Consider the following 14,299-nt stretch of genomic DNA (forward strand, 5'->3'; position numbering starts at 1 on the left):
GATGATCTTGTGCGTCGGCCGGTTCACCGCAAGGGCGACCGCCGGTCGTCACGGCGTCCGGGGACGGTGGCCTCCGAACGGCGAAGGGCACCGAAGCGGCGCGTATGCGCCGCACGAGGTGTACGCACGACTGATCGAACGGCGTAGGGAACGAGAGCGTAGTGAGCGGAACAGATCGTTTGTTCGGCATCCTCCGGCCGAGCCTGCCGGTGGTCGATTTCGACGAATGGAGCAGGGGTACCCGAGCGGAGAAACTGCGTCCGATGGCGCGGCACTGGGCCGAGGTCGGTTTCGGCACGCCGGTCATCCTCCACCTGTGTTACGTCGTCAAGATCGGCCTCTATGTTCTCGGTGGGTGGTTGTTCGCGCTGACGACCACGGGGATCGACGGCTTCACCGCGGTGGGTACCTGGTGGTCCGAGCCGATCGTCTTCCAGAAGGTCGTACTGTTCACGATGCTCTTCGAGGTGGTCGGGCTGGGCTGCGGGTTCGGGCCGCTGAACAACCGGTTCTTCCCGCCCATGGGCTCCATCCTGTACTGGCTGCGCCCCGGCACCATTCGCCTGCCGCCCTGGCCGGATCGGGTACCGGGTACCCGCGGCACCCGGCGCACGCTGTGGGAAGTAGTGCTGTACGCCGCGCTGCTGATCATGCTGCTGGTGGCGCTGGTGTCGGACGGCACCGGACCGGACGCGGCGCTCGATACGACCGTGGGAGTCCTGCCCGTCTGGCAGATCGCGGCCGTGCTCGGGTTGCTCGCCGTGCTCGGACTGCGCGACAAGACCATCTTCCTGGCGGCCCGCGGTGAGGTGTATGCGGCACTGGCGGTCACGTTCCTCTTCGGTGGCGCGGACCTCATCGTCGGCGCCAAGATCGTTTTCGTCGTCATCTGGATCGGTGCGGCGGTTTCCAAGCTGAACAAGCATTTCCCCTTCGTGGTGTCGACGATGATGTCGAACAGCCCGGTGGTGCGGCCCCGGGCCCTCAAACGCCTGTTCTTCGAACGTTTTCCCGATGACCTGCGGCCGGGACGGCTGTCGCGGTGGTTCGCCCATGGTGGTACCGCCGTCGAGATGGGTGCGCCACTGGTGTTGTTCTTCGCGCAGGGCGGCTGGCCCACGGCCGTCGCCGCCACCGCCCTGATCGGCTTCCACCTGGTGATCCTCACCGCGATACCGATGGGCGTACCACTGGAGTGGAACGTCTTCATGATCTTCGGGGTGCTGACACTGTTCGTCGCGCACGCCGAGGTGGGCCTCTCCGCGGTGAGCAACCCGGTTCCGCCGGCGGTGCTGCTGATCGTTCTCGCCGGAGTGGTCGTCCTGGGGAATCTGTTCCCGCGCAAGGTGTCGTTCCTGCCCGGAATGCGCTACTACGCGGGCAACTGGGACACCACGCTGTGGTGTATCCGGCCCTCGGCCGACGCGAAGATCCGGGAGGGAATCGTGGCGGTCGCGACCATGCCGGCCGCGCAGTTGCAACGCTTCTACGGCAGCCCGGAGGCCGCGCAGATCCCGTTGCACCTCGGCTACGCCTTCCGCGCCTTCAACACCCACGGTAAGGCGCTGTTCACCCTCGCCCACCGCGCCATGGCCGATCACGACGAGGCCGATTACGTCCTGACCGACGGTGAGCGTATCTGCTCCACCGCGCTCGGCTGGAACTTCGGCGACGGTCATCTGCACAGCGAGCAGTTGATCGCCGCCCTGCAGCAGCGCTGCCGGTTCGAGCCGGGGGAGGTCCGGGTGGTGCTGCTGGACGCGCAGCCGATCCATCGGCAGACTCAGCGGTACCGGCTCGTGGACGCCGCGACCGGGGAATTCGAGAGCGGTACGGTGCGGGTCGCCGATATGGTCGTACGCCAGCCGTGGGACGACGACGTTCCGGTGTACCCCGATCGCCGGCCCTGACGGGTGCGCGGCGGGTTTCTGTCGGTCCCCGCTGTCAGGCTGAGCCGATGACATCCGCTGTCCGCGCGGTGCACGAGATCGTCACCGCGATCGCCCCGATCGACGAGTTGGAGCGCGCCCACCTGGCCGAGGCCGCGGAGTGGGTGGCCCGCACCGATGACATATTCCGCCGGGCGAAGCCGGCCACGCCCGGACGGCATCTGGTGTCCTATGTGGTGGTGGTCGATCCCGCCGGTGAGGCCGTGTTCCTGGTGGACCACATCAAGGCCGGCCGCTGGCTCCCACCCGGCGGGCATGTCGAACCCGGTGAACACCCGGCCGTGACCGCGCGCCGGGAAGCCGCGGAAGAACTCGGCGTGACCGCCGCTCCCGGCCTCCACCACGAACCTCTGTTCCTCACCATCACCACCACCGTGGGCATCGACGGCGGCCACGAAGATGTCAGCCTCTGGTACGTCCTCGTCGCCGATCGACGCACCCAATTCACCCTCGACCGAGGCGAATTCCACGGCGGCCGCTGGTGGCGCATCGATGAGGTGGCCGGTGCGGATCCGGCACGGTTCGATCCGCACTTCCCTCGGTTCCTCGCCAAACTGCGGCGCGCCCGTGCCGTCGGCGGACCGCCGCGATATCCGCTGCGGCCGGTGGCGGACGAGACTCCGTGGTCGTCGTCGGGATCGTGACCCGGTGACCGAGGGACCTTCGTACTCCGGTGGCGTCCGGAGCCGGGACAACGGAGGACGGTCCGAGCCGGTCTCCGCCGGAACCGGGGAGCCGTGCGCCGCGGATGCGGGGTCGCCGGACGGTCTGTCGTCGGCGGGGCCCGCGCGCCCGCATGTCTAAACTGACCTGCGTGTGGCAGGACGCAGGGATCGGGATGCCGGCCGCGCCGCGGCACATCGCGGTACGCGGCGTCGCGGGGCCGGACCGTGGTCTCCCCGGCGAGGTCCGATATGTGGAAGTGGGGAGCTGATGTCGACGGGGTCCGAATCCGAAGGAGTACTGGTGCCGGCTGTACTGGGACGAGCCCACGACCGCGCCGAGGAGTTGGCGGCAATCGCCGACCGTACGGGTATGCAGGTGGCGGTGGCGGAATCGCTGACCTCCGGCCAGCTCGCGGCGGCGCTGGGCGCGGCGAGCAATTCGGGGGAGTGGTTCCGCGGCGCGGTGGTGGCCTACAGCCGGGAAGTGAAGCACCGGGTGCTCGGCGTGCCGGAGGGGCCGGTGGTCTCCGAGCCGGCGGCCCGGGCGATGGCCGAAGGAGTGCGCACGCTGTTCGACGCGACACTGGCCGTGGGGGTGACCGGTGCCGGTGGGCCCGACCCGCAGGATGGACAGGAGCCGGGGTCGGTGTGGTTCGCGGTCGCGGTCGCGGGCCGGGTCACCGCGACATTCCGGGCATTCGACGGCGAGCCCGCCGAAATCCTGGACCAGGTGGTCGATCACGCGGTCGAGCTGCTGCTCGACGCGGCGCGGGAACTGCGGGGCTGACCCGGCGGCGCCGAGGCAGCCGGGACGGCCGCGGATCAACCCCCGGTCACGAACACCAGGCCGTGCCCGGTTTCGGCCGGCGCGCTCACGTCGCGCGTTTCGGTCCGGTCCAAGCGGTAGCCCAGGCGACCGGGGTACGGCGGCGCTGCGCTCATTCTCCGGGAGCGGTCCCGGTCGTGCCCGGCGACACGATCCACGACACCGAGCACGGACCATCCCCGCCCACCACGATCCCGGTCGATACAGTCGAAACGGTGCGCACCGATCGGAAACTCGTCGTCCTCATGGCCACCCTGGGTCTGGCATTGGCCGGTTGCTCCTCCGCGCCGCCCGAACCGGACACCGTCGCCGAACGCTTCACCGAGGCGCTGAACAGCGACGATATCCCTGCGGCCGCGGCACTCACCGATGACCCGGCGCGGGCCGGAGAAGCGCTCGGCTCCCTCTACGACGGCCTGGGCAAAGAGGCGACCTTCGCCGTCGCCGGTGTGCACGACGACACCTTCACCCTCGAGGCGACCTGGAAACTGGGGGACGGCGGCGGCAAGGAATGGAAGTACACGACCACCGGGACCGCCGGCGAGACCGACGACGGCTGGAAAGTGCACTGGAATCCGGCCACTGTCGCGCCGGGCCTCGATACCGGGCCGCTGAGCTACGCACCGGTGTACCCGGAGCCAGCCCGGGTGCTGGACGCGGGCGGCGGTGAGCTCATGACCGAGCAGGTGGTCACCCTCGTACAGCTGGCGCCCGGCGCCGACACCACCGCCGCGGCCGCACTGCTCGCCCCACTGGCCGCCGGGATCACGCCGGCCTCCCTGGATGCCGAACTGGCCGGAGCGCAGGGCAGGCCGGTGACCGCGATCAGTCTGCGCGAGGCCGATATCGCACCGGTCCGGAACGCGCTGACCGCGGTCCGCGGCGTGACGCTCGCCCCGCAGACGCGACTGCTGACCACCGACAAGGCGATATCCGCGCCGACCCTGTCCGGGCTGAGCGAACTCTGGCAGCAGCAGGCCGACGCGGCCGCCGGGTGGGCGGTGCGTGCGCAGACCGCGGACGGCACCGTGCGTATCGCCGGTGCGGAACCGCGGCCCACCACCGATATCCGCTCCACCATCGATATCGGGCTGCAACGGGCCGCGGAAACCGCGCTGGACCCGATCGGCACCCCCGCGGCGATCGTCGCGCTGCGGCCCTCGACCGGCGAGATCCTGGCAGTCGGGCAGAACGCCGCCGCGGACGGCGCGGGGCCGATAGCGCTCACCGGGCTGTATCCGCCGGGATCGACCTTCAAGACGGTCACCGCCGCCGCGGTGCTGGACGCGGGCCGCGCCACCCCCGACACCGTGCTGCCCTGTCCCGGCGTCGCCGATATCGAGGGCCGCCGCATACCCAACGACGACAGTTTCGATCTCGGGCAGGTCCCGCTGCACACCGCGTTCGCCCACTCCTGCAACACCACCATGGCCGGCCTCGCCGTCACACTGCCGCCCGAGGCGCTACGGGGCGCGGCCGAACGGCTCGGCCTGGGGGTCGACTATGTGACGCCCGGGCTGACGACCGTGACCGGCAGTGTTCCGGTCGCGCAGAGCCCGGCGGAGCGGGTGGAGGCCAGTATCGGCCAGGGACAGGTGACGGCCTCACCGTTCGGTATGGCGCTGGTCGCCGGGTCCGTGGCCCACGGGACCACCCCGGTTCCGGTACTGGTGGCCGGTTCACCGGGTGTCCCCGACCGGACACCGCAGCCACTGCCGGCCGCGGTTACCGGTGATCTGAAAACCATGATGCGCGAGACCGTCACGGCGGGCACCGCCACCCGGTTGGCCGATATCCCGGGCCTGCTCGGTAAGACCGGCACCGCGGAATACGGTGACAACAGCAACGCACACGGCTGGTTCATCGGCATCCAGGACGATCTGGCCTTCGCGGTGTTCATCGCCGACGCGGGCAGTTCCGGTCCGGCCGTCGACGCGGCGGGCCGGATGCTGCGGGCCCCGCGCTGATCCCACGGGGCGGCGGCTACCCGGTGCTCACCGGGTGGGTGCCGCCCGCAGCCGGCGGACACCTTCGTCCAAGGTTTCGGGACGCTTACAGAAGGTGAAGCGGACGAGATGTCGCCATGCGGCCGGATCGTCGGTGAAAACACTGACCGGCACCGCGGCCACCCCGAGTCGCGCGGGCAGTTCCCGGCAGAACCGGATCCCGTCGTCCGCGCCCGTGGGGCGGATATCGGCGCAGACGAAGTAACTCCCCGCACTGGGATGCACCCGGAAACCCGACTCGGTCAGCGCCGCGGACAGGCACAACCGCTGCTCGGAGAGCCTGGTGCGCAGCCGGGCCACCCAGTCGAGTTCATGGGTGAGCGCGTGCGCGACGGCGGGCTGGAACGGCCCGCCGCCCACAAAGGTGAGGAACTGCTTGGCGGCGAGGACCGCGTCGATCAGGGGCGCCGCCCCGCAGATCCAGCCGATTTTCCAGCCGGTGACGCTGAACGTCTTCGCGGCACTCGAGACCACCAGGGTCCGGTCGGCCATTCCGGGGAAACCGGCGATGCTCAGGTGTTCGGCGTCGTCGTACACCAGGTGCTCGTACACCTCGTCGGTCAGTACCAGCAGGTCGTGTGCGCAGGCGATCTCGGCGAGGGCGGCCAGATCGGCCCGGTCGAGGACGGTGCCGGTGGGGTTGTGCGGTGAGTTCAGGATCAGCATCCGCGTGGCCGGGGTGATGGCGGCGCGCAGGCTGTCGTGGTCGAGGACGAATCTGTCCCCGGCGGGGACCAGCCGCGCGGTGCGCCGGTGTGCTCCGGCCAGGGCCACCGCCGCGGGATAGGAATCGTAATAGGGCTCGATCAACACCACTTCGGCACCGGGTTCGACCAGGCCCAGGACCGCGGCGCTGATCGCCTCGGTGGCGCCTACGGTCACCAGCACCTCGGTGTCCGGGTCGTAGTGCGTCCCGTAGCGGCGGGCACGGTCGGCGGCGATCGCGCGCCGCAGCACCGGCATCCCGCGGCCGGGCGGATATTGGTTGAGTCCCTCGGCGATCGCGTCGCGGGCGGCCTCGAGCATGCCCGCGGGCCCGTCACTGTCCGGGAAACCCTGCCCCAGGTTGATCGCCTCGTGCCGGACCGCGAGTTCGGTCATCTCGGCGAAGATCGTGGCGGCGAAGGGCCGCAGCCGGTCGACGGTGGGGGCTCGGTCACGCATCCCACGAGCCTAGACGGCCCCTCCCACCACGGCGGCCCGCTCACGCCTCGACGCTGCTCCGGTCTCCTGCCGGTCCGGCCGGTGCGGCGAGCGGACTGCGCTCGAACTGCGCGAGCAGATCGGCGGGGTCGTCGTAGACCGCGACCGCGCCCGCCTCGCGTAGTTCCGCGCCGCTGATCCCGCCGGACCGGAACCCGATGAAATCCACTCCCGCGCGCCGGGCCGCCTCGGCATCCCAGACCGTGTCACCGACGAAGATCGCCGACCCGGCCACGGTGCCGGCGCGGTCGAGCGCGATGCGCACGATATCGGGGCGCGGTTTCGCGGTGCCGACGTCTTCACTGGAGGTCTGTGCCGACACCACCTCCGACGCGCCGAGGACCTCGCGCAGTAGCGAGAGTTCGTCTTCCGGCGCGGAGGTCGCCAGCACCACGGTGAGCCCGGCCGCCGCGACCCGTTCGAGGAGCTCACGTGCCCCGCCGACCGGGCGCATGAGCGCGCCGGAATCCAGGTAGTAGCGCAGATGCAGGTCCTTCGCCCGGTCACGCGTGTCATCGTCGGCGTCGGGCAGCAGGGTGCTCACCAGCAGTGAGCCGTCCATTCCGATGCTCCGGTGCACCCGCCAGGCGTCCACCTCGGCACCGACTTCCCGGAATGCCCGGGTCCAGGCGTGGACGTGCAGATAGTTCGAATCGACGAGGGTGCCGTCGATATCGAACAGCACCGCGCGCGCGGGTTCGGTCCCGGGCACCGGTGCTCAGCTCCCCGCGCCGCGAGGTACGCCGGTGGACCACAGGGCCCACAGGACCAGGACCGGCTGGAACAGCAGCCGCGCGAAGCGCTTCCGGTCGGTGTCGAGACGGAAGGCCGATCGGTGGCCGCGCCACTGGGCGATATTGCCGGGGAAGACCGCGACGAAGAACAGCGCGGCGATCCGCCCCATCCGGACCCGATCCCGGGTCATGGCGGCCAATCCCGCGCCGAGCATGATCTCCACGCCGCCGGAGGCCATCACCACGCCGTCCTTGTCCAAGGGGACCCAATCGGGCACCTGGGCCTGGAACTCCCGCCGGGCCCAGAACAGATGACTCAGACCCGCGAACACCAGCGCCGCCGACAAGAGATAGCGGGCGGTCGTACGAGCCGGTGTGGTGGGCGCACTCTCCGATTCGTGACTGGCCATGCACCGCAGCCTACCCGCGGCGGCGCCGGTACCGGCTGGTGCGCGATCGTGTCCCGGCAATCACCTGCGCTCCCGTCACCGCCCGCGGCGCTCGGGCATCGGGTGCGAAATGCGTTGCCAACGGGTGATTCCGGACGTTTCGGTCGCGCGCGAGGGTCTCGTGTCACCGTGTAAGAATCGTCGCGATGCTCACCTATGTTCAAGCCACGGTCATCGGTGTGGTGCAGGGGGTCACCGAACTGTTCCCGGTGTCGAGCCTGGGTCACTCGGTGCTGTTCGCCGCCTGGCTCGGCGGCGACTGGCGGACGCTGATCGGCACCGGCGAATCCGAGGCGCAGACGCCGTACCTGGCCTTCGTGGTCGCGTTGCACGTGGCGACCGCGGTCGCGCTGCTCTGGCACTACCGGCGGGATTGGTATGCGATCGTCAGCGGATTCCTCACCACACTGCGCACCCGGCGGGCCGCTACTGTGGCGCAGCGGCTGGCGTGGCTGATCGTGATCGCTTCGGTGCCGGTCGCGGTTCTGGGCCCGCTGCTGGTCCACACTCTGCACGAACTGTTCGCCGCACCGGTCTGCGCCGGTTTCTTCTTGACCCTCAACGGCGTGGTGCTGCTACTGGGAGAGGGGCTGCGGCGGCGTAACGAACCCACGCTCGCGGAGTACGGGCGGCGTTTCGCGTTGCGGGGTTCGGGAGGGCGCTCACCGGCCGGACAGGAGCGTGCGCGTCGTCAGGCCGACCGGCGGCTGGCCGCACTCGATATGCGTGATGCCCTCGGTATCGGTATCGCGCAGCTCGGTGCCCTCCTGACGGGTTTCAGCCGGGCGGGCCTGACCATGGTCGGCGGGTTGTGGCGCGGCCTGGAACACGCGCACGCGGCCAAATTCGCATTCCTGCTCGCCACCCCGGCGATCCTGGGCGCGGGCCTGGTGGAGCTTCCCGAACTGCTCGGCCCGGAGGCCGAGGGTATCCATGGGCCGATCCTGGTGGGTGCGCTGGTCTCGGGTGCTTCGTCATGGTTCGCCGTCCGGTTCCTGGAGCGATATTTCCAGACCCGCACCCTGCTGCCCTTCGCGGTGTATTCGCTGATCGCCGGTATCGCTTCGGTCATCAGATTCTGCTGACCGCGACGCGATCGGTACGTCCGGACCGGGTCCGCTCGGGCGGTTCGGGCGTACGCTCGCAGCACCGGGGCGATCTCGATCACCGGGCCCTGGTGGGGCCGGTGCCCGGCGGGATACGGCCGCTGTGTCCGGTCACGAGCGGAATCGGCGTGTCGCAGTGAGATGGTGACACCTCGGCCAACCCTCCCGCTCCGGCAAAAATTCATGCTACTTTTCGTCACACATATTCCATCTTGGTGTGGAGGTTCGGTGCCGGACGGTACGTACGAGTTGTTCGGGTGGTCGGCGGCGCCCGCCGGCGAAGGTGGTGGCGCGGCGCTGGATCAGGTCGCGATCATGACCGGCGCGGCCGGAGTCATCGCACTGGGCCTGCTGTGGGTCGGGTACCTGCACCGCAACGGCCGGATCACCTGGTTGCAACGGCTCGCCGATCGGCTCGGCCGGGTGTTCAACCGGCCCGGCTGGGTGGCGCTGCCGCTGGCGATGTTCCTCGCGACCATCCTGACCGCGCTGCTGGGTTTCATCTGGGACGTGAGCCTGCATATCGGCAACGGCCGTGACGAGGGACCGCTGGCCAATCCGGCGCACTATTTCATCCTCGCGGGGCTGTTCTTCCTCTTCGCGGCCGGGATGGCGGCCATCGTGCTGCCGCGGGGCGAGAAACCCGGTCCCGCGGCGGTGCGGATCACCCGCACCTGGTACGCGCCCGTCGGGGGAATCCTGCTGGCCGGATCCGGCCTCTACGCCCTGATCGGGTTCCCGCTCGACGATATGTGGCACCGGATCTTCGGCCAGGACGTCACTCTGTGGGGGCCGACGCATCTGATGCTCATCGGTGGCGCCGGATTCTCGCTGATCGGTGTGCTGCTGCTCGAGTTCGAGGGCCGGCGCAACCGGCCGGAACCGCAGGAGCCGGAGACGCGCCGGATGTGGTTGCTGCGTGCCTTCGCGTTCGGGGGCCTGCTCATCGGACTGTCGGTGTTCCAGGTCGAATACGACTTCGGAGTGGAACAGTTCCGGCTGGTGCTGCAGCCGATGCTGATCGTCGCGGCGGCCACGATCGCCCTCGTGGCCGCGCGGCTGACCCTCGGCCCGGCCGGCACGCTGGTCGTGGTCGGATTCGCCGCGGTGGTACGGACCGTCGTCGCCGTCCTGGTGGGCGGCCCGATCATCGATGCGCCGCGGAATGTGTTCCCGCTGTATCTCGGTGTGGCGGTGGTGGTGGAACTACTGGCCCTGCTGCCGCTGGTGCGGCGCCGGATCGTCTGGGGCGCGGTCTGCGGTCTGCTGGCGGCCACCCTCGGGCTCTGGCTCGAATCACTGTGGGTCGGGGCGATGTTCGTGAACCCCTGGCCGGCCGGGATGTGGCCGGAACTGCTGGCCATGGCGGTGCCCACCGGAATCGCAGGCGGTGTCGTCGGAGCCATGCTGGCTGTCGTGCTCCTGGCGGAGCCGCTGCCGCGGCCCGCGCTGCGCCGGACGCTGATGGTGGCGGCGGTGGCCGTGGTGGCCGCGGCCACCACCAACGGCCTGATGATCGATGTGCCCGACGGGGCCGGCGCGGCAGTGCAGCTGCGGGACGCGCCCGAGCAGGACGGACGGATGGTGTACGCCGATATCCGGATCACTCCGGCGGATCTGGCCGGCTCCGACCCGGAATGGGTCGAGATCCTGGCCTGGCAGGGCGGTGTGGGCAGTGACAGCCCCGGCCGGGGCCTGGTGGTCGACCAGCTCCGGCGCGAGGACGCGGGCCACTATGTCTCGACGAAGCCCGTACCGGTCCACGGCTCGTGGAAAACACTCCTGCGGGTCCAGGACGGCCGCACACTGACCGCGCTACCGATCTTCATGGCCGCCGATCCCGGAATCGGCGCCGCGGAGATCCCGGCGCTCGACTCGTTCACCCGGCCGTTCGTCTCCGAGATCACGGTGCTGCAGCGGGAGCGGTCGTTCGATCATCCGGCATGGTTGTTCGCGGCGGCCTCGCTGGTCGTGCTCGGGTGCAGCCTGGTCCTGGTCACCGCGCTGTCCTGGGGCGCGGCCCGGATCAACGACCGGTATCTGCGCGAGTCGCCCGCGGGAGAGAAGGAACGGGCGCCCGCGCGATGACCGATCGATACGACGGCGTGGACGTGCTCGCCGATCATTCGATCCTGCTCGCGGTGCCCGCGTTCCTCCCGGCGTTCCTCATCGCCGCGGTCGTCATCGTCGTCGCCGTGCGTGACCGCCGGCGCGGGGACGACGAGGACCCGCCCGCCGACCCCGATACCGACAAGGAGGACTGATGCCGTCCATCTCCCGCCTGTGCGTTGCGGTGCTGGCCGCGGGCCTGCTGGCCACCGGCTGCGCGAGCAGCGAATCGGAGCGATCCGCCGCGAGCGGCGCGAGTGCGGCACCGAGCGCGGCGGCCGTGGTCCTCCCGGTCCGGATCGCCGGCGGCACAGTGACCCCGGTCGACGCCAGGCTCGAGGCCCGGGTGGGCCGGCCGATCGAGATCGTCGTGGACAGTGACGCCGCCGATGAGCTCCACGTGCACGCCGAGCCCGACCACACCTTCGCGATCACACCCGGGACCGGCGAGCGTTTCCGGTTCACCGTCGAGATACCGGGGCGGGTGGAGATCGAACTGCATCACGCCGGTCGCACGGTGGCCACCCTGCTCGTTCGCGAATGACGCTGCTCGCCCACGGCCTGGGCGGTGCCGCGGATCTGCCGATTCCGCTGACCTACGCGCTGATCGGCGCGGCCTGGGCCCTCACCTTCTCGTTCGCGGTGATCGCCTTCGCCTGGCGGGAACCGCGGCTGGACCCGGATTCGCCCGGTATCGGTGTGCCGCGGGCTGTGCGGTCGGTCGTGGACGCGCCGGTCGTGCGCACGGGGGTCGCGGCCGTGAGCGCGGCGGCCTTCGGCACGATCCTGGCGATCGGCGCGTTCGGCCCCGCCGATCCGGCCGGTAGTCCGGTCCCGGGTGTCCTGTACGTCTTCCTGTGGGTCGGCGTGCCCGTCGCATCACTGCTGGTCGGACCCGTGTGGAAGGTGCTGTCCCCGGCGCGGGCGGTGTATCGCGGGTACTGCGTGGTCACGCGGCGCCGGCCCGAGTCCGGCCTGCTGCGCTACCCGGACGCGTGGGGGAGGTGGCCGGCGGCGCTGGGGTTGTTCGGCTTCGTCTGGCTGGAACTCGCCTCTCCGAACCCGGGTTCGGTCACCGCGGTGACCCTGTGGCTGGCCGGGTACCTGGTCCTCACCGTGGCCGGCCTACTCGTGTTCGGCACCGTCTGGGCCGAGCGGGCCGACCCGCTCGAGGTGTACAGCAGCCTGCTCGGGCGGTTGAGCCCGGTCGGCCGTGGTGAATCGCGCGCCCTCGTGCTGCGCGCACCGCTGGCGAATCTCGCGGGAACGCCGGTGGGAGCGGGGTCGGTGGCGGTGGCGGCGACGCTGCTGGGTTCCACGGCATTCGACAGTTTCTCGTTGTTCCCGTGGTGGCGAACCCTGGTATCCGACGCCGGGCCGCCGCCCACGGTGATGTCGACTCTGGGGTTGCTGGTGTTCATCGGCGCGGTAGGAGTGAGTTTCCGGTTCGCCGCGGCGGCCACCGGAGGCCTTTCCCGCGCCGACCGCCGCCTGCTGCCCGGGAAACTCGCCTATACCCTGACGCCGATCATCGCCGGGTATGTGATCGCCCACTATCTGAGCTTCCTGGTCGAGAAGGGCCAGGCGACGGTGATCTTGTTCGCGGACCCTTTCGGGTACGGCTGGAACCTGTTCGGATTGGCCGATCGCGAGGTCGCGTATGTGCTGTCCGCGCAGCCGGCGGTGCTGGGAACACTCAAGGTGCTCGCGGTGGTCCTGGGCCATATCCTCGGTGTCGCCGCCGCGCACGATCGCTGCCTGCAGTTGCTGCCGCGGGCGCATCGGCTCACCGGACAGCTCGCGCTCATGCTGCTCATGGTCGGGTTCACCTTCACCGGGCTCTACCTTCTCTTCGACGCCTAGCTGCTCCGCACCCGGAATTCCAGAAATTTTCGTGGGCGGCGATGAGTCCTGCGACGGCGTGCCGTCGTATCGGTTGAACGCGCCACCAACCCGGCGCGACCGACCCGAAGGACCGGAAATGACCACCACCAGCCCCGCCACCGCCGTCTCCGCCGACATCACCGGCCGTCCCGGCACGATCCGCAACCGGGTCCTGTGGACCCTGCAGATCCTGCTCGGCCTGTTCTTCGTCATCGCCTCGGGCGGGCCGAAGCTCGTGATACCGAACGCGCTGGCCGACAATGCCCCCGAGAATCTGACGATCCCGTTCGCGCTGCTCGTTTTCATCGGGCTGGTCGAGGTCGCGGGTGGCGTCGGTCTGCTGGTGCCGCGGCTGGCTGCCCTTGCTGCCGTGGGCCTGTCGGTGCTCACCGTGCTCGCCGCCGGGACGCAGGCGTTCCTCGCCGGTGAGCCCGCGATGGCGATCTTCCCGCTGGTACTCGCGGTGGTTTTCGCCTGGATCGCCTATGAGCGCCGCGCCGGCCTGGTCGCGCTGCGGGACTCGCTGTCGCGATGAGGAATTCGTAGGTGGGACCGGCGATCGGTGGCCAGGCCGGCGATCGCCGGTCCTGCGTGCCCGGATCGGCCCTGTCGGGTTGGCGGCGATCGAACCCAGCGGCCATCTGGCCCACGGCGTCGACCCGGGCGTCGCTCCGGGTGGCCGGTGTCATGTCCGGGGGGCGTCTACCGGGGGCGGTGCGCCTGCCAACTTCGATGGTGCGTCCTGGCCGGCCATCGGACGGGCGGCAGGCCGACTCGGCGTGACTTCTTCTCGTCGACGTTCCCGGGGCCCCGGTGGCTCGGTCCGCGCTCTCCGCCGTCGCCGCCATCACCGCACCTCCGGATTTCTGCACGGCTCTTGTTCCAGGCTCGCGAAATACGGGCAGCGCCAATAGGTGGCGCAGCAGCGCGGTCGCGACACCATGCCCCTGCTGGGCCGGCTCGGTGGCGACTAACCCGGTCTCGGTGAGGCCGGGCCGGGCGCCGTCGGATGCCCGCCATGAACCATTTCCGCACGACCACGTATCCGAGCAGTCCGCGCGTCGGCCCCAGGTGACGCCGGATCTCCAGCCATCGCGGCGCGAACAGGGGCTGGTCACCCTCGGGGAGTTCGTCGCGCGAGACCAGAAACGGCACTTGCACCCACGGTCGCTGTCGCCCAGATCGCCGAAACCTTCGGCGATCGACGCAAACCGTCCGCCGACATCTCGACCGAGACCGCTCGTAACCAGCAGCTACGCAATATTCGCCCGAAATCGACCGGTGCTACGGCATCTCGGCTGCGAGCGGTCTTACTGCTATGAGTGCTGGGCCGACAGGTGGGTGCTGTCGGGTCGACGTGTTCGAGGG

Annotated in this window: 13 protein-coding genes; 10 read left to right on the forward strand and 3 right to left on the reverse strand. The window is 70.1% G+C overall.

Annotation, left to right across the window (positions count from 1 at the left end; translation table 11 throughout):
* Positions 1-161: 161 nt before the first annotated feature.
* The 4 genes from ON38_RS13530 (at position 162) to ON38_RS13545 (ending at position 5,407) form a co-directional block, all read left to right on the forward strand.
* A complete protein-coding gene (locus ON38_RS13530; RefSeq protein WP_245564032.1) occupies positions 162-1,910 on the forward strand; it encodes a DUF3556 domain-containing protein in 1,749 nt (582 codons plus the stop codon).
* Between the two features lie 47 nt (positions 1,911-1,957).
* Positions 1,958-2,593, forward strand: a complete 636-nt coding sequence (locus ON38_RS13535) for an NUDIX hydrolase (RefSeq protein WP_083872658.1) — start codon at positions 1,958-1,960, stop codon at positions 2,591-2,593.
* A 322-nt stretch (positions 2,594-2,915) separates the two neighbouring features.
* Positions 2,916-3,401 carry a CinA family protein gene (locus ON38_RS13540; protein WP_373281214.1) on the forward strand — a complete coding sequence of 162 codons (486 nt, stop codon included), beginning with the start codon at positions 2,916-2,918 and terminating at the stop codon, positions 3,399-3,401.
* 284 nt (positions 3,402-3,685) lie between these two features.
* Positions 3,686-5,407 carry a penicillin-binding transpeptidase domain-containing protein gene (locus tag ON38_RS13545; RefSeq protein ID WP_083872663.1) on the forward strand — a complete coding sequence of 574 codons (1,722 nt, stop codon included), beginning with the start codon at positions 3,686-3,688 and terminating at the stop codon, positions 5,405-5,407.
* A 27-nt stretch (positions 5,408-5,434) separates the two neighbouring features.
* Here ON38_RS13545 and ON38_RS13550 read toward each other — a convergent pair whose 3' ends face one another.
* From ON38_RS13550 to ON38_RS13560, 3 genes are read right to left on the reverse strand one after another with little or no spacing between them, the layout of a single operon-like run.
* Complete coding sequence (locus ON38_RS13550; protein ID WP_039825130.1) at positions 5,435-6,610, reverse strand: pyridoxal phosphate-dependent aminotransferase; 1,176 nt, start codon at positions 6,608-6,610, stop codon at positions 5,435-5,437.
* Positions 6,611-6,650: 40 nt separating this feature from the next.
* The gene (locus ON38_RS13555; RefSeq protein ID WP_039825131.1) at positions 6,651-7,361 is read right to left on the reverse strand and encodes an HAD family hydrolase; all 711 of its coding nucleotides are present in this window, start codon (positions 7,359-7,361) and stop codon (positions 6,651-6,653) included.
* A 6-nt stretch (positions 7,362-7,367) separates the two neighbouring features.
* Positions 7,368-7,793: a DoxX family protein gene (locus ON38_RS13560; RefSeq protein WP_039825132.1), complete on the reverse strand. Its 426-nt coding sequence runs from the start codon at positions 7,791-7,793 to the stop codon at positions 7,368-7,370.
* A gap of 185 nt (positions 7,794-7,978) precedes the next feature.
* On the opposite strand from ON38_RS13560, the gene ON38_RS13565 reads away from it, so the two are divergent.
* The 6 genes from ON38_RS13565 (at position 7,979) to ON38_RS13590 (ending at position 13,466) form a co-directional block, all read left to right on the forward strand.
* Positions 7,979-8,917: an undecaprenyl-diphosphate phosphatase gene (locus tag ON38_RS13565; protein ID WP_039825133.1), complete on the forward strand. Its 939-nt coding sequence runs from the start codon at positions 7,979-7,981 to the stop codon at positions 8,915-8,917.
* Between the two features lie 336 nt (positions 8,918-9,253).
* On the forward strand, positions 9,254-11,026 hold the full coding sequence (locus tag ON38_RS13570) for a hypothetical protein (RefSeq protein WP_245564033.1): 1,773 nt from the start codon (positions 9,254-9,256) through the stop codon (positions 11,024-11,026).
* Positions 11,023-11,202 carry a hypothetical protein gene (locus ON38_RS13575; protein ID WP_039825134.1) on the forward strand — a complete coding sequence of 60 codons (180 nt, stop codon included), beginning with the start codon at positions 11,023-11,025 and terminating at the stop codon, positions 11,200-11,202. Before ON38_RS13570 ends, ON38_RS13575 begins: the two co-directional genes overlap by 4 nt.
* An 8-nt stretch (positions 11,203-11,210) precedes the next feature.
* Positions 11,211-11,591 (forward strand): hypothetical protein, encoded by a 381-nt coding sequence (locus tag ON38_RS13580; protein WP_373281215.1) that lies wholly within the window; start codon positions 11,211-11,213, stop codon positions 11,589-11,591.
* Positions 11,588-12,910, forward strand: coding sequence for a hypothetical protein (locus ON38_RS13585; RefSeq protein ID WP_039825136.1), 1,323 nt, complete (start codon positions 11,588-11,590; stop codon positions 12,908-12,910). Before ON38_RS13580 ends, ON38_RS13585 begins: the two co-directional genes overlap by 4 nt.
* A gap of 118 nt (positions 12,911-13,028) precedes the next feature.
* Positions 13,029-13,466, forward strand: a complete 438-nt coding sequence (locus ON38_RS13590; RefSeq protein ID WP_039825137.1) for a DoxX family protein — start codon at positions 13,029-13,031, stop codon at positions 13,464-13,466.
* The last annotated feature ends 833 nt before the right edge of the window (positions 13,467-14,299 follow it).

The sequence above is a fragment of the Nocardia testacea NBRC 100365 genome (assembly GCF_000308775.1).
Lineage (GTDB): Bacteria > Actinomycetota > Actinomycetes > Mycobacteriales > Mycobacteriaceae > Nocardia > Nocardia testacea.